The sequence below is a fragment of the Rhodobacter sp. CZR27 genome (assembly GCF_002407205.1).
Lineage (GTDB): Bacteria > Pseudomonadota > Alphaproteobacteria > Rhodobacterales > Rhodobacteraceae > Cereibacter_A.
Genome location: NZ_CP023548.1, coordinates 1,946,633 through 1,968,808, shown reverse-complemented (window position 1 = coordinate 1,968,808; position 22,176 = coordinate 1,946,633). Strand labels below are relative to the sequence as shown.

At 65.9% G+C, this 22,176-nt stretch carries 20 protein-coding genes and 1 pseudogene; 18 read left to right on the top strand and 3 right to left on the bottom strand.

Annotated elements, in window-relative coordinates:
• Positions 1–3: 3 nt before the first annotated feature.
• On the bottom strand, positions 4–1,224 hold the full coding sequence (locus tag CK951_RS09570) for an MFS transporter (protein WP_096785929.1): 1,221 nt from the start codon (positions 1,222–1,224) through the stop codon (positions 4–6).
• Between the two features lie 80 nt (positions 1,225–1,304).
• On the opposite strand from CK951_RS09570, the gene CK951_RS09565 reads away from it, so the two are divergent.
• From CK951_RS09565 to CK951_RS09555, 3 genes are all read left to right on the top strand, one after another.
• Complete coding sequence (locus CK951_RS09565) at positions 1,305–1,934, top strand: DNA-3-methyladenine glycosylase (protein WP_096785928.1); 630 nt, start codon at positions 1,305–1,307, stop codon at positions 1,932–1,934.
• Positions 1,931–2,593, top strand: coding sequence for an alpha/beta hydrolase (locus CK951_RS09560; protein WP_096785927.1), 663 nt, complete (start codon positions 1,931–1,933; stop codon positions 2,591–2,593). Before CK951_RS09565 ends, CK951_RS09560 begins: the two co-directional genes overlap by 4 nt.
• A 209-nt stretch (positions 2,594–2,802) precedes the next feature.
• Positions 2,803–3,387, top strand: coding sequence for an HNH endonuclease (locus CK951_RS09555; protein ID WP_096785926.1), 585 nt, complete (start codon positions 2,803–2,805; stop codon positions 3,385–3,387).
• Positions 3,388–3,536: 149 nt separating this feature from the next.
• On the opposite strand, the gene CK951_RS09550 is transcribed toward CK951_RS09555, so the two are convergent.
• Entirely contained in the window at positions 3,537–3,803 is a 267-nt protein-coding gene (locus CK951_RS09550) for a hypothetical protein (protein WP_157764542.1), read from the bottom strand.
• Between the two features lie 689 nt (positions 3,804–4,492).
• Here CK951_RS09550 and CK951_RS09545 point away from each other — a divergent pair.
• The 15 genes and pseudogenes from CK951_RS09545 to CK951_RS09475 all read left to right on the top strand — a co-directional run bounded on the left by CK951_RS09545 (position 4,493) and on the right by CK951_RS09475 (position 21,399).
• Positions 4,493–5,587, top strand: coding sequence for an AAA family ATPase (locus CK951_RS09545; protein ID WP_096785924.1), 1,095 nt, complete (start codon positions 4,493–4,495; stop codon positions 5,585–5,587).
• Positions 5,588–6,183: 596 nt separating this feature from the next.
• Positions 6,184–6,783, top strand: a complete 600-nt coding sequence (locus CK951_RS09540; protein ID WP_157764541.1) for a hypothetical protein — start codon at positions 6,184–6,186, stop codon at positions 6,781–6,783.
• Between the two features lie 79 nt (positions 6,784–6,862).
• Positions 6,863–7,324, top strand: a complete 462-nt coding sequence (locus tag CK951_RS09535) for a hypothetical protein (RefSeq protein WP_096785922.1) — start codon at positions 6,863–6,865, stop codon at positions 7,322–7,324.
• A 269-nt stretch (positions 7,325–7,593) separates the two neighbouring features.
• A complete protein-coding gene (locus CK951_RS09530) occupies positions 7,594–9,150 on the top strand; it encodes a DDE-type integrase/transposase/recombinase (RefSeq protein WP_096785921.1) in 1,557 nt (518 codons plus the stop codon).
• A complete protein-coding gene (locus tag CK951_RS09525) occupies positions 9,147–10,244 on the top strand; it encodes a TniB family NTP-binding protein (protein ID WP_096785920.1) in 1,098 nt (365 codons plus the stop codon). The genes CK951_RS09530 and CK951_RS09525 overlap by 4 nt, the downstream gene beginning before the upstream one ends.
• A 77-nt stretch (positions 10,245–10,321) precedes the next feature.
• Positions 10,322–11,836 carry a TniQ family protein gene (locus tag CK951_RS09520; RefSeq protein WP_232520602.1) on the top strand — a complete coding sequence of 505 codons (1,515 nt, stop codon included), beginning with the start codon at positions 10,322–10,324 and terminating at the stop codon, positions 11,834–11,836.
• Positions 11,837–12,150: 314 nt separating this feature from the next.
• Positions 12,151–12,999: an ATP-binding protein gene (locus tag CK951_RS09515; protein ID WP_157764539.1), complete on the top strand. Its 849-nt coding sequence runs from the start codon at positions 12,151–12,153 to the stop codon at positions 12,997–12,999.
• 28 nt (positions 13,000–13,027) lie between these two features.
• Positions 13,028–13,294 (top strand): hypothetical protein, encoded by a 267-nt coding sequence (locus tag CK951_RS09510; protein ID WP_096785917.1) that lies wholly within the window; start codon positions 13,028–13,030, stop codon positions 13,292–13,294.
• Complete coding sequence (locus CK951_RS09505; RefSeq protein ID WP_096785916.1) at positions 13,291–14,376, top strand: TniQ family protein; 1,086 nt, start codon at positions 13,291–13,293, stop codon at positions 14,374–14,376. The genes CK951_RS09510 and CK951_RS09505 overlap by 4 nt, the downstream gene beginning before the upstream one ends.
• Before the next feature lie 8 nt (positions 14,377–14,384).
• The gene (locus CK951_RS09500; protein WP_096785915.1) at positions 14,385–15,332 is read left to right on the top strand and encodes a hypothetical protein; all 948 of its coding nucleotides are present in this window, start codon (positions 14,385–14,387) and stop codon (positions 15,330–15,332) included.
• A gap of 359 nt (positions 15,333–15,691) precedes the next feature.
• Positions 15,692–16,165, top strand: a complete 474-nt coding sequence (locus CK951_RS09495) for a DUF4145 domain-containing protein (RefSeq protein WP_157764538.1) — start codon at positions 15,692–15,694, stop codon at positions 16,163–16,165.
• The gene (locus CK951_RS09490; protein ID WP_096785913.1) at positions 16,113–17,288 is read left to right on the top strand and encodes an IS5 family transposase; all 1,176 of its coding nucleotides are present in this window, start codon (positions 16,113–16,115) and stop codon (positions 17,286–17,288) included. Before CK951_RS09495 ends, CK951_RS09490 begins: the two co-directional genes overlap by 53 nt.
• A 375-nt stretch (positions 17,289–17,663) precedes the next feature.
• Positions 17,664–18,623, top strand: a complete 960-nt coding sequence (locus tag CK951_RS22085) for a type I restriction endonuclease (RefSeq protein WP_096785912.1) — start codon at positions 17,664–17,666, stop codon at positions 18,621–18,623.
• Between the two features lie 69 nt (positions 18,624–18,692).
• Positions 18,693–20,080: pseudogene (locus CK951_RS09480) on the top strand (IS1182 family transposase).
• An 842-nt stretch (positions 20,081–20,922) separates the two neighbouring features.
• Complete coding sequence (locus CK951_RS09475; RefSeq protein ID WP_096785911.1) at positions 20,923–21,399, top strand: hypothetical protein; 477 nt, start codon at positions 20,923–20,925, stop codon at positions 21,397–21,399.
• A 193-nt stretch (positions 21,400–21,592) separates the two neighbouring features.
• Here CK951_RS09475 and CK951_RS21385 read toward each other — a convergent pair whose 3' ends face one another.
• Entirely contained in the window at positions 21,593–22,036 is a 444-nt protein-coding gene (locus tag CK951_RS21385) for a hypothetical protein (protein WP_198402465.1), read from the bottom strand.
• Between the last annotated feature and the right edge of the window lie 140 nt (positions 22,037–22,176).

Here is a 22,176-nt window from a genome sequence, read left to right as displayed (position 1 = left end):
CGGTTACGCGTCCCGGGGGCGCAGCGCAAGCCAGATCAGCGCGCCGCCCGCCAGCACGAGGAACGGCAGCATCGCAAGGTTCACCGCCTGCCAGCCCGCCTGAACCGACCCGCCGGTGCAGTTCATCAGCCCGCCCGAGGCGACCGAGGCCGAGGCGACCCCGGCGAAGACGATCAGGTCGTTCAGACCCTGGATCCGGCCGCGCTCCTCCGGTGCATGGGCCGAGGCGAGCATCGCCGTCGCCCCGATGAAGCCGAAGTTCCAGCCCAGCCCCAGCAGCACGAGGGCGGCGAAGAAATGCTCGAGCTCCACCCCCGACAGCGCCACCGCGCCCGAGGCCGCAAGGATCGCAAGGCCGATCGCCATGACCTTCTCGACGCCGATGCGCGCAATGATGTGGCCGGTCACGAAGCTTGGGCCATACATCGCCAGCACATGCGCGGTGACCACATCGGCCGCGTCCGAGGTCTGGAAGCCGCAACCCACGACGGCGAGCGGCGACGAGGTCATCACGAGGTTCATCAGCGCATAAGAGACGGTCGCGCAGGTCACCGCCACCGCGATGCGCGGGTCGCGGATCAGCTGGCGCCGGCTGCGCCCGGTGGCGGCCCCCGGCCGGGGCGGCGCGGGACGGGGAATGTCGAGGAAGCCGAAGAGCAGCATCCCGCCCAGGTTCAGCGCGATGGCGGCAAGGTAGGTGCCGAGGAAGGGCACCACCATGGCCTGCGCCGTCAGCTTCACCACCTGCGGCCCAAGCACGGCCGACAGCAGCCCCCCTGCCATGACCCACGAGATCGCCTTGGGCCGGAAGCTCTCCGAGGCGGTATCGGCCGCGGCGAAGCGGTAGAAGCCCTGCGCCGACATGTAGATGCCCGTGAGGCCCGAACCGGCGAGGAACAGCCCGAACGACCCCTCCATCAGCCCCACCGCGCAGACGCCCGCGCCCGCGGCGCCGGCCAGCGCCCCCAGCACGAAGCCCGCCCGGCGTCCGAAGCGCTGCATCAGCGCCGAGAGTGGCGTGGCCGACAGCATCGACCCGGTGACGGCCAGCGTGATCGGCAGCGTCGCCCAGCAGGGGTTGGGCGCGAGCGTCTGCCCGGCAAGGCCGGCGACGATGAAGACCATGGAAAGCTGCGCGCCGAGGATGGCCTGTGCGGCCACAAGCACGATCACGTTGCGGCGGGCGCGGGCGTCGGAGGCGGGCAGGGCGGGGGCGTCGGTCATGCCCTCTCCCTAGGGCCACCGCGCCCGGCGCGTCCAGCGAAAAGCTGGACAAGGCGACCGGCCCGACCCATCTGGCGGGGATGACCGGACGCATCCTGATGACCGAAGACTGCATTGCCGAGGGTGTCGCCTGGCTCTCGCTGCGCGAGCCGCGCTTTGCCGCGGCCCATGCCCTCACTGGCCCGCCGCCGCTCCGCCGCCGGCCCGAAGGCTTTGCCGAGCTGATGGCGGCGATCCTCGGCCAGCAGGTCTCGACCGCCGCCGCGGCCGCGATGCGGGTCCGGACGGAAGCCGCCGGCCTCACCACCGCCGCCGCGGTGGCCGCAGCCGACGAGGCCGCGCTGCGTGCCTGCGGTCTGTCGGCGGCCAAGATCCGCTATGCCCATGCGCTCGCCCGCGCGACGCTGGACTATGACGCTCTGGCGGGCCTGACCGATGCGGAGGTGATCGTGACCCTTACCGCGCTGCCCGGCATCGGCCGCTGGACGGCCGAGCTTTACGCCATGACCTCGCTCGGCCGGGCCGACGTGATCTGCGCCGGCGATCTTGCGCTGCAGGAGGCGGCGCGCCTGCTCTTCGGACTGGAGGCGCGGCCCTCGGAACGCGCGCTGCGCCTCATGGCCGAGGACTGGAGCCCTTGGCGGGGCGTTGCGGCCCGCCTGCTCTGGTCCTATTACCGTCATGCAAAGGGACGGGAAGGAACCGCATGACACGCAAGCTGAAATTCGGCCGCAAGGGCGCGGCGCCGGGCCGGGCGAAGAGCCTTGTCATCTTCCTGCACGGCTATGGTGCCGACGGGGCGGACCTGCTGGGCCTCGCCGATCCGCTCGCCCCGCATCTGCCGGACACCGCCTTCCTCGCGCCCGACGCGCCGGAGCCCTGCCGCGCCAACGGTTTCGGCTACCAGTGGTTTCCGATCCCCTGGCTCGACGGCTCCTCCGAGACCGCCGCGGCCGAGGGGCTGGCCGCCTCGGCCCTCGACCTCGACGCCTTCCTTGACGAGCGGCTGGAGGCCGAGGGCCTCGGCCCCGAGGCGCTGGCGCTCGTCGGATTCTCGCAGGGCACCATGATGGCGCTGCACGTGGCGCCGCGGCGCGAGGCCGAGATCGCCGGGATCGTGGGCTTCTCGGGCCGCCTGCTCGCGCCCGAGCGGCTGGCCGAGGAGGCCCGCGTGAAGCCGCCCGTCCTGCTGATCCACGGCGACGCCGATCCGGTGGTGCCCTTCGCGGACATGAGCCTTGCCGGCGAGGCGCTGACGCGCGCGGGCTTCACGACCTATGGCCATGTCATGAAGGGCACGGGCCACGGCATTGCGCCTGACGGGCTGTCGGTCGCGCTGGCGTTCCTGAAGGACCGCCTGCCGGGCTGACGGCCGCCTGCCGTCCGCCGTTTTCGTCGTCTGGCGAAAAAACCGTCACATCCCCGTCATCTGGGGCGGCGACAAGCGTTGCAGGCGGCTACTGCCGGTTGCGGGGCTTGCCTGAGGGTGAACGCCATATATAGTTGTGACATCGGGGCGGGGCTCCCCGCTCTGGTGCCGACGAACGGCAGACGGGGCGGAGAAGGAGTCACTCCGGCATGGACGGCGATTTCAGGACCAGCTTCGTGCGCGAGCCCGCGACGCTGAAGCATTATCCGGCACTCGTGCTGAACGCGGATTATCGTCCGCTGTCCTACTATCCGCTGTCGCTCTGGCCCTGGCAGGAGGCGATCAAGGCGGCCTTCCTCGACCGCGTCTCGATCGTCGCCGAATACGACCAGGTCGTGCGCAGCCAGCGCGCCGCGCTTCGAATACCCTCGGTCGTGGTGCTCAAGGAATTCGTGACACCCCAGAAGCGCGTGGCCTTCACGCGCTTCAATCTTTTCCTGCGGGACGAGTTCCGCTGCCAGTATTGCGGCGCGAAGGGGGATTTGACGTTCGACCACGTGATCCCGCGGGCAAGGGGAGGCATCACCAGCTGGACGAACGTGGTCGCCGCTTGCTCGCCCTGCAATCTCCGCAAGGGGTCGAAGACGCTGAAGCAGGCGGGGTTCCGGCTCTTCCGCCCCCCGCGCGAGCCCACGCCCGAGGAAATGCAGCGCCATGGTCGCCGCTTTCCGCCGAACCACCTGCACGACAGCTGGCTGGACTATCTCTACTGGGATGCCGAGCTGGAAGCCTGAGGTGTGTGAATCTGCGGACTTGTTGTAGAGGGAAGGATAGCTTTCACAGAACGGGCGCTTCTGCTTCCTTGATGGAAGCATCGGTTTCACAAAATCCCTCCTTGTCATGTGCTCCACCTCCTTCACAGCTCTAGAGCGGCTAAGAGTTGTCACTTGATCAGTGATCGGATCGCTTTGATGAAATCTCGCTCTTCGTCCTCAATTGAGGCTGCGTCGAGGTCGATCATCCCATTGTAGAGACTGAAGCCACCGATGTCGCCGCAGTGCTCGGCATGTGCGCGTCTGTCGGGTCGACCGGCGTGTAGCAGCATAATTAGGTCGGTCGAGTATCGCACACCGTATACGACGACTTGATTGACGTCGCCGCGCTCGGGCATCCTCGGAGCAGGTTTATATTTGGTATCGATGACAAGCACCGGCTTTCCGGACCGTTCGATAACGATGTCCGGGGTGACAGGCGGGTTGTCTTTTCCTGCCTCGAGTGGGTCGTATAGAGCAAGCTTCGCTCCACCCGCCTGACTGAACAGGCAGACCGCGCCTGGTCCGTGTATGACAGCGTCCGCGGAGGTCTGTTGTCCAGACCACTGGGTTGTGGCCGGAGGTGCTGCTGCGCAGTCGGCGCTGCCGTTTTTCGGGCAAACTGAAGATGCTGAGGGCGTTGCGGTGCGAGATTCAACTCGCGTTCCGACGAACGGACGCGACCCAACCCCATGGCATGTCCTTCCGCTGTGCCTCGACGACCATACCATGGAAGGCTGCCGGCGCCGCCCAACGGGTGTGGATTTGGAGGCGAAATGTCGCGGAGCCAACACAGTCGAAGTGAGGTCGCCGCGGCATTTGCCCGCCGCGGTTTTGGGAATAGTGCGCCTCCTTTCCGATTTTCAGATTTCCACGAAAAATCAGTGCCTTGACTCGAATCGTCCGTTCGGATTGCAGTCAATTCCGATGGACTCACGGTCCTCCCGCGGACCTGCGGAAGGCGGCATGACCCTCCCGAATACCCTGCACGCCCCAGCCGCCTGACCGTCGCATCACCCTTTTCCCGCCCGTTTCCGGACGGCCCTTTGGCCGCCCGACGGACCCCTCATGCCTTATGGACCCCCCCATGCCCCGCATCCCGATTACCGAGCCGATCTTCCCCGATTCCGCCTTGAGCGAGTCCGCCATCAAGGACCGGCTGTCACTCCATGCCCGGCGCCTCAAGGCGAGCAAAACGGGGCTGATCATTCCAGACCATCTCGCCGCGGAGGACAAACTCGAGCACTTGGAGCTGCATGTCGCGCTGTCGCGCGATGTGCGACAGCGGATTGCCCGGCGGGCGGCCTGTATTGCCGCGCGCGCAGACCGTCTGTCGCCGCTTCACCGGCTGAAACGGGAGCAGCGCGAGCGCTTCGAAGGGCTGCGCAACGGCGTGGACCTGGTGGCCCTGGCTTCGGAACACCGCGCCGACGAGATCGCAGCCGCGCTGCACGCGGAGTTTCCCTGGATGGGTCCGGCGAACGAGGCGATCTTGCATGAAATGCGGCGGTCGGTGCAATCCGGCGAGGCCGGGCTGCGGTTGCCGCCGATGCTGCTCGACGGGCCGCCCGGCATCGGCACGAGCCGTTGGGCAAGGTGGCTGGCGGGCCTCATCCGCGTGCCCGACCTGATCTTCGAGTCGACGACCGAGAATGCGAGCTTCGGCCTGGTCGGATCCCAGCGCGGCTGGGGCAACGCCGTGCCCGGACGGCTGGTGAACCTGATCCTCACCCGGCTGGTCGCCAATCCGGTGGTCGTTGTCGATGAGGTGGAGAAGGCCAGCGAGGCGCGCACCACGCAGGGTCGGGTGTTCTCGCTGACCGATGCGCTTCTGCCGTTGTTTGAACCGCTGTCGGCGCGGCGCTGGACGTGCCCCTATTACGAGGTGGTCTTCGACATGGGCTGGATCATCTGGGTGCTGACCTGCAACGACTGGCGAGGGCTGCCCGAACCCTTGCTCAGCCGGTGCCCGCCGATCCGACTGGACTCGCCGTCGCGCGATCATCTGGTCGCGTTCGCTGGGCGCGAAGGGGCGCGGCGCAGTCTTTCCGACGCCTCGATCGACGCGGTCTGCACCGCGATCTCCTGGGCGACGGTGCAGGGGCACCGGCCGGATCTGCGGGCCGTGATCCGCATGCTCGACCGTGCAGAAGGGTTGGAACGGCGGCCGCCGCTGCAGTGAGCGCCCGCCGTGAACCGCACGCTCGCTGTCGCGGCCCTGGCCGTCACTCCGGTCCGACTCGACCTCAGCGACGGCGGGATCTTCGACGGCTTTTCCGATGGACAACGCGACGAAACATTTTCGCCTCCCCGGGCGAAGGGCGGGCTACGAATCCGCAAACCTCTGATATTTATGGCGTTCCGCCCCAACCCCGGCTCTTTCGGCGCCCGCAAATTTCCCCTGCGGATTTTCGCGCGCCCCGCCGAATGTGCCTCCACAGAAACCGCCCCTGAGGGCGCCCAGGAAAGGAGATCGTCCCCGACCGCCCCCGAAGGCTCAGCCTGAGCCGGGGCCGAGACCATAACCCGCCTTTGCCCGCGCAGGACCGCCGACCGCTCCGCCGGGCGCGTCCCTCCCAATCCCGATGACCCCCCAGCCCCTCGGACACAGCGATGTCCGGGACCGGAGATCCCATGTCCAATTCCAGCGAAATCCATTCCGAATTTCCTGCCGACGCCCGACAGGGCCGCACCACGCGGCGCCATTCCGCTTCCGGCGACATCTGCATATCGCGGTGCTCGTCCATATTTGTCGGTCCCGAACCGCGCGAGGACGCCGTGACCTCTGCCTATGTCTGGGACGATCCGCGGCCCTCGCGCGCGGCCAAACCCGTCCCCAAGTCCAGTCACGGCCATTTCGTGGTGCAGATGGTCATTCACGACAGCGACGAGGATCCCGGCCAGATCTCGATGTGTGGCAGCCTCGGCGAATACCGCACACGGCTGATCGCGCTGGCCGAACCCGATACGGTCGACGTGATCGAGCAGGTCGGCCCGGTCCCCTGGACCGACGAGAACGGCAAGACCCACGGCCATTACATCGACCAGATCGTGGTCAAGACCGGCAACCGCCGCCTCGGGCTGACCGACAAGCCCTATCGCAAGGTCACACCGGCCTTCGAGGCCGAGATCGTGCAGGTGGATGCGGCCGCCCGGAAGGCGGGCGTCATCGACCGGCTGCATCTCGTCACCGAATACGCCCGCGACCCGGTCAAGCTGTACAATGCCGACCTCTTCCGCGGCTGCCGGGACGCCGATCCCGAAGCGGACGCCTTGGCGCTCGAGGTCGTGGAGGCCCTTGTCGGCGCGGCCCGCTGCAGAAGCTGGTCGGCGAGATCAACCGCGGACCCCGGGGCTTCCGGGCTCTGGTGCGGTTGATCCGGTCGGGGCAACTGCGCGTGGTCAACGCAGAGAAGATCTCGCACGCCACGCGCGTCGCGCGCGGGGAGGGGGTGCGGTGACGGCGATCGGCAACGGTCCGGTCTTCCGGTTCGAGGCCGGCACCACCGGCCGGCTCGGCAGGCGCCGGATCACCTTCCTGCGGGCGGCCTCGACCGGGTATCTGGTCGAGGTCCTGCCGCACCCCGAGGCGGAGACTATCCCGGACGTGATGCGCGGCACCCGGCCCGACATCGAGTTCACCGGCCGCAAGGTGATCCCGCATGCCGAACTGACCGCGGCGCTGGTCGAGGGCACGCTCGACATCGACGAGGACGATCATGTCTTCATCGACCACAGCCAGACCTTCAAGCCGGAGTTCGTGGCCTCGCTCACCGATCGGTCGGCGAACGACCTGATCCTGCGCTACGCCACGGTCACGCTGATGCGGGAGATCGCAAAGGAACGGGGGCTTGGCCGGCCGTTGCGGCGCTCGAGCCCGAGATCCTCCAGCTGCTGCCGGGCCGCATCGACCTGCTGACCGGCAAGGTCGACCGGCTGCGGCGCCACCCGTTCCGTCGCCGGGAGAAACCGCTCCACCCCGCGACCGCGCAGTCCATCCTCGATTGGGACGAGCGGCTGACGGCGCGTGGCTTCTGCGGTCTCGTCGATCGGCTGCACCTGTCGGGCAATGGCACCGGCAAGCTTGCGCCCGAGGTCGCGGAGATCCTCGAGGACGAGATCGACCGGCTGAGCAGCCTTGAGAGCGTTCCCAACACGGCGATCCACGAGGCGGTCGAGCGCCGTGTCGTGCGCCTGCGGGAAGAGCGCGAGGCGGACCTCCGGCTCCGCGAGACAGCCGGCGAGGAGATCGAGCCGGCGGAGCGCCGAGCGGTGGAGGCCATCCGGCCGCCCTCGCTGAAAACCGTCGCGACCCGCGTGAAACGCTTCGGCCCGCTGGAACAGGCTTTCCGCAGCCAAGGGCCAGACTGGCTCCTGCGCAACCAGCTCGTCACCGGCATGGGGCTTCAGGTCGAGCGGGCCGGGCAGATCGTCGTGATCGACGAATATGACGCCGACCTGATGTCGATCGTTCCCTTCGACTTCCTCGTCCACTGGCTCGGCCCAGATCGGGTGGCGGCTCTCGAGATCACCGGCGACGCGCCGTTCCGGGTCATCCTCTCGGTGATGATCGACGCCTTCACCGGTTGCATCCTCGGCCTGCAGATCGGCCTGTCCGCCGATCAGGATCTCGCCCGGCGCACCTTCATGATGGCGATGATGGACAAGACGCGGATCGCGGCGGCCTGCGGCGCGGAAGGGGCCTGGGACAAGTTCCTGCGCCCCGAAAAGGTGCTCCACGATTCCGGCAACGCCTATATCGCCGGCGAGACCGAGCGGATGTGCGCCCAGCTGCGGATGGACAAGATCGCGGCGCCGAAGGCCAAGGCCTTCATCCGCGGCCTGATGGAGCGGATCTTCCGCACCGTTCACGAAAAGCTGCTGGCCCGTATTCCCGGCCGGACCTTCTCGAACCCGGTGAAGCGGGGCGAGTACGATTCCGAGGCCGAAGCGGTCCTGACCATCGACGACCTGATCCAGGTGCTGATCGTCTGGATCGTCGACATCTATCACAATTCTCCGAACCTCGGGCGCGACGGGCTGACGCCCGCCGATCTCTGGCGTCACGAGATGGCGGTGGGGATGGGCTGCCGGCCGGTTCCGGGTCTGCGGGTGATGACCCATGTCTTCGGCACCACGCTGACGCGCCGGGCCCAGGGGACCGGGATCCGCATCATGCACGCCAACTATTCCTCCGAGGAGTTTGCACGCGTGCTGCTCAGGTCCCCGACGCGGGCCTTCCGGGTGCGCTGGTGGGAAGAAAACATGAGCGAGGCCCAGGTCGAGGTGAAACCCCGGGTCTGGATGCCGCTCGAGGTGATGGACCCGCGGGCGCGGGGTCTCTCGGTCGACGAATGGATGCTGGTGCTGAAGCGCGCGCATGTGGCGCGCGACCCCGAGGCTGCGGCGATCCGCCGACGCGCGGGTGAACAGATCGACGACCAGATCGAGGATCGCATTGCGATGCGCCGCAAGGTGCGCCGCAAGACCATGACCGAGGAGCGGCTGCTTCAGGCCGAAGAGCGGGCGCTGCGCTACTTCCGGACCCCCACGACCGAGCTCACCAGCGCCGAGACCCACGGACTTTACGGGGCGCCGGTCGGCATCGATCACGACGAGGACGGCGTGGTCCGGGAGACCCCGGTTGCGGCTCCGGTCCTCGAACCCGTGCGCAAGACACCTGCGTCCGCCACCCTGCGCGGCCGCCGCCCGAAATCCCGAGTGATCCCAGGAACGATGGAATGACCGACATGACGCTACCCCTTGAAACGCCCGCCGCCGAGGAGATCGAGGCCACCCTCGCCGCAAGTACGCGGCCGCCGCGGGACAATGTGCCCGCGCTCTGCCACTGGATCCGCAACCGCTATGTCTCCAGCGACTGGGACAACGACCTCCTCGCTCGGCTCGAGATGGTCTTGTGCCGCGACGGCGATGGCCGGGTTCAGGCACAGCCCAAGTCCTTCCACGGCGAGACCCGGGGCATTGCCGTCACAGGGCCGAGCCGCGACGGCAAATCCACCCTGGTCCGGCGGGTCCTTGAGCGCGAGTTGGGCGAGCGGATCGATGACAAGCGGGTTGGCCGGCACGTCGTCTACCAACGCGTCCGCACCGCGGCGACTTTGAAAAGCGTCTACCGCGATCTCTGCGCCGCGACCGGATTTACCAGGTTGCCGGCGCGCATGACGATTCCCGAAGCCCAGGAACTCGCCATGCACCGGCTGCGCCTGGCCGACATCCGGATCGTGATCCTCGACGAGGTCCACAATCTGCTCGGCTACGACAACCGGGCGGTGAACCTCTTCCTCAAGACCTTCATGCAGGACGGGGGCGAGTTCTGCCTTATCGCCATCGGCACCGAAGTGTTGCGCAAATTCATCTATGAGCGCGAAGAGAATCTGGAGCTTGCGGGGCGGCTTCTCGAATTGTCGCTGAAGCGGTTTCCGCAGAAAACATCGCTGGCGCTGATCAACAGCGCGCTCGACGGGCTCAGCGCCGAAGCCGGGCTGCGCCTCGCGCCCAGCATCCGCCGTGATCCCTATTTTGCGGAGCGGATTCTCGAAGGGTGCCGGGGCAGCTACGGCCGGTCGATGCGGCTGATCTCGACCTCGATTGTTCTCGCCCTCGAGGAGGGCGCCTCCGCGCTCGACATCGAGGATTTCCGGCGGGTCTTCGACCTTGATCTGCTGTACTTGAACCCCGAGAATCCATTCCTGCTGAGCGACTGGGCCGCGCGGGCCACCGCCGCCGTCGGCGATGCCGTCGGACTGATCGACAGCGACTTTGGCGCCGCGAGCAAGACGCGGCGGCGCCGGAAGGCAGGGAAGGGGATCCCGACGTGACCCTCGCTCCCCTGCTTCCCGCGCTGCCCTTCCATGACGACGAGGTGACGCAAGGCTACTTCGCCCGGATCGGCCATTTGCACGCGGGCGTCGATGTCGGCCGATTCTGCCGCTACACTTCCGTGCCACCCGTCGACTTCCGCGATGGCACCGAGGCGTTCCTGGTCCATGCGGCCGCCCTCGCGGGTCTCGATCCGGAACGGCTTGGGCACAACCTCTTGCGCCGGTTGCCTGACGACGAATATCTCCTCCGCGGCGAAACCCTGGCCGTGCAGGTCCTGCGCCGGACGACGGTGCGGTTCTGCCCGCAGTGTCTTGCGGAAGATCGCACCCGAGACCCCGCCCTCGGTCCGGGGGCGAATCGCCTGCGCTGGTCCTGGCTTCTGCGGCCGGTGGTCAGCTGCCCGATCCATCGGACGGTTCTGGTCGAGTGCCCGGAACCGGAGGCGGTCAAGGCGTTCGACCTGACCTTGCTTCGGGTGCGGAACGAGACCCTGCCGCGCGGCCTGCCGCCCGCAGTCGATCACGTGCCGGGCGCCCTGCAAACCTATGTCGTGGCACGGATGGAAGGCCGGCGCGACGCTGCGGCCTGGCTCGATGGCCAGCCGATCGCCCAGGCGGTCAAGGCCTGCGAAATGTTGGGCAGCCTCGTGGCCGATGGCCCGCTGGCCGAAATCAACGCCTATACCGACCTCGACTGGGCGCGCGTCGGCGATGTCGGCTTCGGGATCTGCGCCGACGGGGCGGAGGCCGTCACCGCGGCGCTGACCGCAATCCGCCAAAGCTCCGGCCGTCGCAGCGGCCGCACCGGCCCCCAGGCCGTGTTCGGGAAGCTCTTCCTCTGGCTCGAATACACGGCGAAGGCAGAGGACGCAGGGCCGATCCGCGATCTCCTGCGCGAGACGATCCTCAATTCCTTCGCCATCGGGCCGGGCGAGACGGTGCTGGGCGAGGTTGTCGATCGGCGCCGGGTTCACAGCGTCAATTCGCTGAAGGCCGCGACCGGGCTCAATCCGAAGCGGCTTTACCGGCTGATGCAGAAGGCCGGCATGATCCCCGCGGACAGCGACGCCGAGGCGCTGAACCAATGGGTATTTCCCGCCGAGGAAGGTGAGCGCCTGATCGGGCGGATCCTGAATTCCATCCCCCAGAACCAGATCCGCACCGTTCTTGGCTGCAGCCGGACCCAGGCCGAGCAACTGGCGGCCGCCGGGATGGTGCGTTCGGTGGTTCCGGTCGCCGAAGGGGGGATCGGTCTGTCCGTTGGCGCCTATAACCGGGACGAGTTGGCCGAATTCCTGGCCTGCCTCTGCGCCGAGGTGCCGGTCGTGGCCGAAACCCCCGAGGGCTTCCTTGATCTGACCCTGGCCGCCAAGGGTCGCTCGTCGACCGTCGAGATCCTGCGCTGGCAGCTCGAAGGGCAGCTGCGGAGAACCCGCCGGATCGGCGCGTCGCAGCGCATCGACGGATTGCGCTTCTGCCTCGACGAGATCCGCGCCCTGGTGCGCGCGCGGTCCCGGCGCGGGCGGCCGACGTGCGCTGACTGTGCTTCTGGAGGTCGGACATGTATAATCTCAATTGCTGGTCGGTGATGGGTTTGTAGGCCAACCCGGATCCTCCGTTTGACGGCAGAGGAACCCGGCTTACCAACCCGCAGCGACCAGCACCTTCCCCGAAATCACTCAGGCCGGTGGGGCTGCCCTCCAGACCGGCATGCCCGTCTTCCGTTCAGCCCCACCGGCCAAGGTGGTTGCCGGCACCGGCCAAGGTGGTTGTCGCTCAACACTCCGGCGCCCTCCGTGCCTGCCGTTGCTTCGGAGGCATCCGGAACCGCGCGTGACACACCCGCGAAAGGCAGCCCGTCCGGCCGCCGACAGAAGACACCATTGAAACCCGGAACGTTGGAGTGATCAGCGTGACCAACAATTCCACCAGCCCGGTCCCTGCGGCGTCGGAAGCCCCTCCCGGGAACGGCCTCGATGAAGGTCCCCAGGCGATGCCGGGGGCGCCTCTGCCCCCGCTCGACTGCATTGCCTCGGTGAGTGACCGGATCTTGAACTGCTACGTTTCCAGCGAGTGGGACAACCAGTTCCTTACACGGCTCGGGATGGTTCTCAGGCGCGACAACGACGGCAACCTGCTCCCCGAGCCCAAACGCGTCCACGGCGAGACCAAGGGGATTTCCGTCGTCGGCCCGTCCGGCGAAGGGAAAACCACCCTGGTCAAGAAAGCCGTCGCACGGGCTCTCGGCGATCATCTGGACGACAAGGGACGCGGCAAGCATGTCGTTTACTGCCGGGTACGCTCCGACGCCACGATCAAGGGCGTCTACATGGACCTCTGCCGCCTGACGGGGTTCAGCAGCTTTCCGGCACGGATGACGAACATCGAGGCCAAGCATCTCACGGTCCACCGCCTGCAACTTGCGGGCATCAGGGTGATCATACTTGATGAGGTCCACAATCAGCTGGGCAAGAACGACCGATCGGTCAACCTGTTTCTGAAGTCGTTTCTTCAGGACGGACGAGGCTTCTGTCTCATCGTGATCGGGACAAGTCGACTTCGCCAATTCATCCTCCGGCCGGAGAATGACGAACTGCCACGGCGGCTTCCGGAGTTTCCCCTGGTCCCCTTCAAGCCGGACGCCTCGATTAGCCTGATCAACGGAGCCCTTCGCGATCTGACCCGCGAGGCCGGCCTGAAGTTCGGGCGCAGCATTCGCCCGCGACCCATATGTCGGACATCGGATTTTTGAGGGGTGCTACGGCAGTTTTGGTCGCGCCATGCGGCTGATCGCGACCTCGATCGTTTACGCTCTAGAGGATGGCGCCTCCGCCCTTGAGATCACGGATTTCGAGGCCGTCTTCGATATGGAGTTTATCGATTTCAACCCGAGCAACCCCTTCGTGCTGAGCGACTGGGCCAGCCGCGCCAGTGCCGCGGAAGAGGTGGAAGCGGCGGCGCGAGCGGACGAACTCCGCGGCGAAGGCGGTGCCCCTCGTCGTGCGAGAAAGCCGCGGCGGACGTCGCGGCGGAAGGCGGGCGAATGACCCGGTCGCTCCTGCTTCCGACGCTACCCGTCTGCGCCGACGAGGTAACGCAGGGATATTTCAGCCGCCTGGGGCACTTCCATGCCGGCGTCGACGTCGTACGGTTCTGCGGATACTTCGGTCTTCGGCCGCCAGATCTCCGGGATGGCACCGAGGAGTTCGCCAATGCGCTGGTGGCGGTGTACGGGGCCGAGGCGGATGCCGTCGATCGCAACCTCCTGCGTCGGATATCCGACGACAGCTTTCTGTTGCGCGGGGTGACGCTGTCCTTACCGGTCCTTCTGCGCACGACCGTCCGGTTTTGCCCGGATTGCGTGAGGGATGATGCTGCCAGCCATCCGGAGTTGGGGCAGGGGGCCGTGCGCCTCCGCTGGTCCTGGCTCCTTCGGCCGGTCGTCCGCTGCCCCCTGCATGTCACCTCAATGGTGGAATGCTCCACCCGCGACAGCGCCAAGGCATTCGATCTGCCGACCCTGCTGGCACACCACCAGATGTCAGCGACCTCCGCACCGCCCGTCGAGCCACATTTGCAGGGGAAACTACAATCATATGTCCTGGGGTGGCTGGATGGCCGACGTGATGCGTCGGCATGGCTCGACAAACAGACGATCGCCCAGGGCGTCAAGGCGTGCGAGATGCTCGGCAGCCTCATCGCCGATGGACCTGAAGTCGAAATCAAGGCCTATACGGAATTCGACTGGGCGCGGGTCGGCCATCTCGGCTTCGACGTATGCGTCGGAGGCGGGGATGCCATCTCGGAGGCGCTGATCGCGATCCGGCGCATGTCGGGTCGCCGAAGCGGACGGACGGGGCCACAGGCCGTCTTCGGCAAGCTCTATCGCTGGCTCGAATACGCCGACCGGGCGGTCGATGCAGGTCCCATCCGCGGTCTGGTACGAGATGCCATTCAGAACTCCTTCGTTATCGAGCCCGGCGAACTGGTGTTCGGTGAGGCGGTGGATCGCCTGCGCGTTCACAGCGTCAACTCGCTGAAGGTGAAGACCGGCCTGAACCCGAAGCGGCTCTACCGGCTGCTGCGGAAGGCCGGGATGATCCCGGAAGACACCAATCAGGAAGCCTGAACCAGTGGGTGTTCCCCGCCGCCGAGGGTGAGCAGCTGATCGCGCGGATCCTGAACTCGATCCCGCAGAACCAGCTGAAGAGCTTCCTTGGCTGCAGCAAGACGCAGGCGGAACAGCTGGTGGCTGGGAACCTGGTGAATTCCGTCGTCCCCGTGGCCGAGGGCAAGTGCGGGCTTTCTGTTGGAGCCTACAATCGCGATGAGTTACGGGAGTTTCTTGTGCGGGCCACGGCCGGCGTGACGGAAGTGTCAGAAGAAGGCGATGGGTTCTTGGACCTTACCCGTGCCTGCAAGGGCCGATCGTCCACGGCGGAACTCATCCGCTGGCAGATGGAAGGAAAGCTGCGCAAGACCCGCCTCATCGGCCCTCGCCACCGCCTCGACAGCCTCCGGTTCAGCCTAGAAGAGGTCCGGGTCCTTGTCCATGCTCGGTCAAGAACAGACCTGAACCGGCTGACATCCGCCGCGGTCCTGCTGCGCGTCAACCTGGAAGTGGTGAAGCGGCTGGTGTCGCGGGGGGGCAACTGGCCGACCCTGGCCCTCGCCTCCGCCGCGGAATGTCGGGGCCTCCACGCAGAGGCCTACGTCTCTTCTGCCGAAATCGAGAGGTTCACGAAGACGTACCTTCCGCTGGCGTGGGCCGCGGACGTTCTCGGGGTGCATCCTGCCACAGCCGCGAAGGTCTTGGCGTCGGACGTGCTGCCCGTGTGCGATCCGCGTGAACTCGGCACCAGGCTTTACCGTCGCCGGGAGGTGGAGGCATTCGTCGCGCGCGCCGGCCGTCGGCAAGGCGTCCATGAACCGTGCCACGAAGTGGCTGCCGACGTGTCGAAAAGGCCTGAAGATGACCTCGAACGGCAGGAAGGCGTGCATTTGGTGAAACCGATGCTTCCAGCCGGCGAATCCGATGCTTCCTCCGGTGTAGTGGCAGGAAGATCGGTTCAACGAATTCAATGACTTGATGCCAATAATTGTGCTAACTATGCTACCTTTTACAGACTTGTGTAGAGGGAAGCATAGTTTCCACAGAACGGGCGTTTCTGCTTCCCTGATGGAAGCATCGATTTCACCAGACATAGGAAATCAATGGCTTGGGCACGCTGGAGGGTTGCCTCCGCCGTGTTCGTCGGGGTGAGACGATGGCTCTGGGCGGCGCGGTGGCGTAAGCCGAACCTGATGGGCCACCTTGGCCGGCGGTCGCGCCGGGCTTGCGACACGTTGGCCTGTAAACACGGCGCGCGTCTTTTCTGACCTGCTTCTGTTGCATTGCCGGAGAAGACGAGAAATCCTGACGCCGGGTCGTTCATGAGATTTCAGTGGCATCCGGCATGCGTAGCCAGAATTTCGATCACCTTCTGGAAATCGATCGCCCCTTGGCAGTTCTGGCATCCCATGCGGAACGATACTTCGTCGACGACGCGAACACGGCTCTGATCAAGACCCGCCAGTTCGCAGAGCGCATGACCCGGGTCGTCGCGGAAAACGCCGGGGTGGTCATGACCGCGGACGATACCTTCTCGGGTATGCTGAGGACGATCAGGCGCGACGATCTCGTTCCATCCGAAAACCTCGACGTCCTGCATGGCCTCCGTGTCGATGGTAACGCTGCCGTTCACGGTCATGCCGGCGAGCGACGCAAGGCGTTCGAAGCCCTTAACACGTTGCTGAAAAACCCTGACCTCGACGCCGAATGCAGGACGTGGTTCACCCTCGCGGGCAGGACGAGGGGATCGCCGGATGCGCGGGACGGACGAGACGAGCGGATCGCTCTTCAGCTACGTCGACCTTGAGGAGCGCGTTCCGCGCCGGTATCCCCTCCGCAGGATCCGCCGGGTCGTGAACGACGCGCTGATCAGCATGGACGCTGAGTTCGACCGGCTCTACGCCGACGATGGCCGCCCTTCGATCGCGCCCGAGCGTCTGCTGCGTGCCAGCCTGATCCAGATCCTGTTCTCGGTCCGATCCGAGCGGCAGCTGATGGAGCAGATGCAGTACAACCTGCTGTTCCGCTGGTTCGTCGGGCTGGGGATTGACGATCCGGTCTGGGTCCCGACCGTGTTCAGCAAGAACCGCGACCGGCTGCTGACGACGGACATCGCACAGAAGTTTCTGGCAGCGATCCTCGCCCATCGCGAGATCGCACCGCTCCTGTCGGACGAGCACTTCTCGGTCGACGGCACGCTCATCAAGGCCTGGGCGTCGGTGAAGAGCTTCCAGCCAAAGCCGGAGCAGGAAGCGGAAGAGCCCGGCGGCGGTCCCGACGATCCGCCAGCCACTCCGCCCGCCGCCGAAGCTGAACCCACCGAGACGAAGCCCGAGACCGCCCCGATGACCCCGCCGAAATCCGGAACCCGAAATGCAGAGGTCGACTTCCGGGGCCAGAAGCGTTCGAACGCGACCCACGCCTCGGTCACGGATCCGGAGGCGCGGCTTTACAAGAAGTCCCCGGGGGCCGGCGCGATCCTCTGTTTCATGGGCCATACCCTGATGGAGAACCGGCACGGCTTCGTGGTGCAGGCCGAAGTCACGCAGGCGGACGGTCATGCCGAACGAAAAGCCGCGCTCGACATGGTCCACCGCCACTCGCCCGGCTCGACGAAGCGGCTGACGCTCGGCGCCGACAAGGCCTATGACGCCGAGGAGTTCGTCCAGGATCTGCGGCAGGCCTGTGTCACGCCCCATGTCGCGCAGAAGGCGAAGTTCTCGGCGATCAACGGCCGGACCACCCGGCACGAGGGCTACGCGATCTCGCAGCGCTGCCGGAAGAAGATCGAGGAGCCCTTCGGCTGGGCCAAGACCGTCGGGCCGATGGCGCAGACCATGCTGCGCGGCGTGAAGCGCATCGGCGCCCAGTTCACCCTCACGATGGCGGCCTGCAACCTGGCCCGGCTGCCAAGATTGCTCGCGGAATGAGATCGGCGGGCGCGCCCGAGCATGCCAAACCTCGGAAGCCGACCTCCCTCAGTCAGACTGCCAAGGGAAACCGTTCCGACGTGCCGACTATTTCAGCGGCCTGTTAAGCTGTGTCATCGCCTTGGCGTCTGGCTGCGGGCGTCCGTCATGCGCATACTTGGGCTAACGATACCCTTTGTTCCACCAACGCTGGCCAGCGAGGACGCGGACGACCTCAAGGCGCAGGTTCGGCATCTGATGGAACAGCTGCAAGAGCGGTCCGCCGAACCCACCCGCCTGACCGATCGGCAGCGACTGCGGAAATAGCCGCGCTGGACGCAGAGGAACGCGCGCGCCTTGCGGAGGAAGAAAGAAGTCTCTTCGAGGAATTGGCCGATGACGCCGAACGCCGGGCGGCGAGGCCCGCAGAGCCGGAAAAGGCGCGCATGTTCATCGCGGCGGCTTTTGAATCCGCCAAGGACATGGATTTTGACGAAGGGGATACGCGGCTGCTGGTGGACCAGCAGTTGCGTCAGGCCGGCTGGGAGGTTGACAGCATCGCCTTGCGATATGCCAAGGGGTGTACGACCCGAGAGGAACCGGAACATCGCCATCGCAGAATGGCCAACGGCATCTGGTCCGGCCGACTATGCGATCTTTGCAGGGCGGACGCTGGTCGGCGTGGTCGAGGCGAAGCGCAAGCGGAAGAACGTGATGTCCGCCGTCGATCTGCAGGCGACCCGCTATTCGAAGGACATTCAACCCGACGCCTTCTTCGATTTCGCGGGTGGCCCGTGGGACGGGCACAAGGCGCCCTTCATTTTCGCGACCAACGGGCGAAGCTTTTATCCTGCCGTGGCGACGCATAGCGGCATCTGGTTCCGTGACACGCGGGACCCGGCCAACGCTTCTCGGGCGCTTGAGGCCTGGTTCACACCAAGAGGGGTGTTGGAACGGCTCGATGTTGATAGCCGTGCGGCCGAGCGGGAACTGGATGCAAAACAGTTCAGCTTCGGCTTCACTCTGCGGCCCTACCAGATCCAACGCCCCCGAAGATCGACGTCGCCGCGAAGATGCGCGGCATGTGGGGGTGAAGGGCGAGCGGGCAAGTGCGAACCTGCATCGGGACCTGTCGCCACATTCTGCAGTTCAGGGCGGAGAGCTGCCGCACGGTTCGGCATCGCATCTTCAGAAACCCGCGAAACCGGCCACTCGCGCAGGAGCGCGACCGGCGGCGAGTGCATGAGCGCCAGGCGCACCTTGGTGGCGTCGAGGTGCGTGACGGGGCAAGGTGCGGCCCCTAGCCAAAATTGGGCATTGGCGCAGCGAACGGCCGCTTCGGGTCGATACTGTTGAAAAACTCTGGGCTTGATTGGGGTAGAGGCTTCTGATTCCCTTGAATTATAGGGATTTGGAGGGATTGCGATGCTTGGAAGGCAGAAGGCCCATGCCCGGCTGTTCTACGAGTTCGATCTCGAGACGCACATCCCCTCCAACCATCTGCTCCGGGGTATAGACCGCTTCCTTGATCTGAGGGACCTGCACGAGGAGATGCGCGGCTTCTACAGCCATACCGGTCGGCCCTCGATCGATCCCGAACTCATGATCCGGATGCTGGTCATCGGCTACGTCATGGGGCTGCGCTCGGAGCGGCGTCTGTGCCAGGATGTTCACCTCAACCTCGCCTATCGCTGGTTTTGTCGGCTCGGTCTCGAAGACAAGGTGCCGGATCATTCGAGCCTTTCGAAGCTCCGGCACGGCAAGTTTCGAGACAGCGACATCTTCCGTCGCGTCTTCGAGCGGGTGGTGGCCCAGTGCATCGCCCATGGCCTGGTAGGCGGTCATGGCTTTGCCGTCGATGCAAGCCTGATCAACGCCGACGTCCAGAAACAGAACTCCAGCCCTCAGAGCAAATGGGACGCCTCCACCCTCGATCCTTCAGAGGCCCCGAGGGCGGTGCGCGAATATCTCGACACACTCGATGAGGTAGCTTTCGGTGCGGCCACGCCCGTCGAGCCCAAGTTCACGGCACATGCCGATCCTGCCAGCCAGTGGACGGCAGCGCGCAAGGGCCTGCTTTCTTCGCCTATTCAGATAATTACCTGATCGACATGGATCACGGGATCATCATGGACGTCGAGGCGACCCGTTCTGTTCGGCAGGCCGAAGTCGGATCAACGCTGACGATGCAGGATCGCACGGCAGAACGCTTCGACATTCGCCCCGACTGGCTGGTTGCCGATACAGCCTATGGATCCGAAGCGAGCTTGGTCGAGATCGTCGTGAAGCGAAAGATCCTGCCCTTCATCCCGGTGATCGACGAGGGCGAGCGTACGGACGGAACGTTGTCACGTTCCGCCTTTACCTGGGACGAAGAGGATGACCGCTACATCTGCCCGGAAGGGAAGGATCTGCGGCACAGGCGACGGAATTATTCCGACCCGGCGCGCCTCTCCACTGAGATGAACCCACGCAGGTATCGTGCCACGAAAGCGGACTGTCAGGCGTGCCCATTGAAGGTGCAATGCTGCCCAAACAGCGAAATGCGCATCCTGCAACGCGGCAAATACGAGATCGTGCGCGACTTCGCCCGAACCTGCACGGCGTCTGCCTTCAACGAGACGGCCTCAAGGCGCCGCAAGAAGGTCGAGATGCTCTTCGCGCATCTGAAACGTATTCTGGGACTCAGCCGGCTGCGACTGAGGGGGCCATTGGGAGCGAAGGACGAGTTCATACTCGCCGCCACCGCCCAGAACCTCCGGAAATTGGCCAAGCTCTGCCTGACAAACGCCCCCGCGATGCAGATCGGCTGAGAAAGTCGATCATACACGCGACAGGCGTGGAAGCAGAGTGCCGAAAGAACGCGCGCAATTGCTTCCGGTCAAAACCAACTGAGAGTATTTCAACAGTATCGGCTGGGTCGGTCCTTTCGCTGCGGCGCGTACCAACGGCGGGTTCGGCGGGCGCGGCTCCAATGGCGGACCGTCTGTTTTCGGGTGATCTGCCAATGTACTCTCCGCCGCACCCGGGTGCCGTACGGTCGATATGAGTGCGTCGCTGCCATTCCGGCGGATCGCGGCAAAGCAATTTCGTCGCCCGTTCCCGATGCCGATGCTCGCGAAACTCAGCTCTCCCTTCCACTGAATTCACCGAATTCAGGCAGCACGACCTCCCACTCGTCTCGACGGATCAGGTGGCGAATAGCCTCATCTCCGTCATCCCTGCGCCATCGAAGGATCGCCACGATCTCTCCCCGCAGAACCGCAGTACGGCTTGTCGGCGCGCACGCCCCCGCCGTCCGGCCAAGCGTCCGCCCTTTCTCATCAAGGATCAGCCCGCGGTCGCCCTTTCGCATGACGTTAATCGGATCGCCCACCGCCGCAGCGGCCGCCCCCGCGGATGATCCTCGTCATGACCTTCTCCCTCCCGGTTGCCGGAGAGGGAGGCGTCCCCGGGTTGGGGTCAAATCAGGGGCGACGGCCCGTGCGCTGGCGACGCACGCCCGCGCCTCGAACGGACTCCCCGACGGGCTGCCATGAACGGCGGCAACGGCCCGTCCCGCAGGTGCCCCGGCACCCCGCATTGCGCGGCCGGCGTTGCAACCTCCGCCCCGACGGACCAGACTGCCCCTGGAAGCGCCAACGACGGGATCGGCATGGCCCTCGAGGACACGGTACGGGATGCATTCGAGTGGCTCGCCCACGCGCCAGGCGCTCGCAGCGACCCGGAGGGCACCGCGCGCGCGGTGGAGGCGGCGCTGGCCGCGGCTCCCCATGACCTCGACGTGCGGCTGGCGGCCTACCGCTTCCACTTCTACACCCACCGGTTCGCGCAAGCGCTCCCGCATGCCGAGGCGATCCTCGGCATGGCCGCGCGACGGCTGAACGTCGCCGCCGACTGGACCGCCGTCTGCTCCGGGGACGCAGACTTCCACGAGGCCGAGACGGCGCCGGGTCTCTATCTCCAGGCTCTCATCGCGCTCGCCTACTGCCACATGCGCCTCGGCCGCCTCGACCTCGGGACGCTCTATCTGACCAAGGCTGTCGAGCTTGATCCCACCGACCGGTTCGGCGCCAGCCGCCTCCAAGCCGCCGCGCGGGCGCCGGCAACGGAGGACGAGGGCGAAGCATGACCCTGCGAAGCGGATCGCAAACATGGACCCGCTGCTTGGAGGCAGGCCTTCATCCCTAGGACCGCAAAGCCGAAAGCAGAGCCTCGCGGGCGACTCAGGATGTTCACGGGCGGGCGCCGTGGTGCCCGGACGGGCCCGGATTTCATTTTCATCGGACCTCTTCGGGAGGCGAACCGGACTTTCGTCCGGTTCTTCAAGGACGGATTCCCGCTTTGGTAGACCTCATGGAAGCATCAGCCAAAACAGGAGATCGATCATGAGGAAGGCCAACCTGCTCAGGACGACGACGGCAACAATGGCGCTCGCGGGCGTGATGGCACTCGCGCCGTGGAGTGTCAGCTTGGATGCCGGTCTCGGGCTTGTCTCGGTAAAAGCTGCCGTCGCCCTTGCGAAGGACGGAGACGACCGGGACGGTTCCGGGCGCGGCGGGGATGACGATGATCGTGGTGACGACCACGGTGGCTCCGGGCGTGGCGGGGATGACGATGATCGTGGCGACGATCATGGTGGCTCCGGGCATGGCGGGGATGACGATGATCGTGGCGACGATCATGGTGGCTCCGGGCATGGCGGGGATGACGATGATCGTGACGACGATCATGGTGGCTCCGGGCATGGCGGGGACGACGATGATCATGACGATGATCACGGGGGCTCGAGGGGCCGAGGAGGGTCGGATTCGGACGACGACAATGCCCGGGGTCCGCGCTCGGATGATGACGCCCACGAGGCGACGCTTCCGGATGGCTCGCGGATCGAGATCGAGAACGGCCGCTT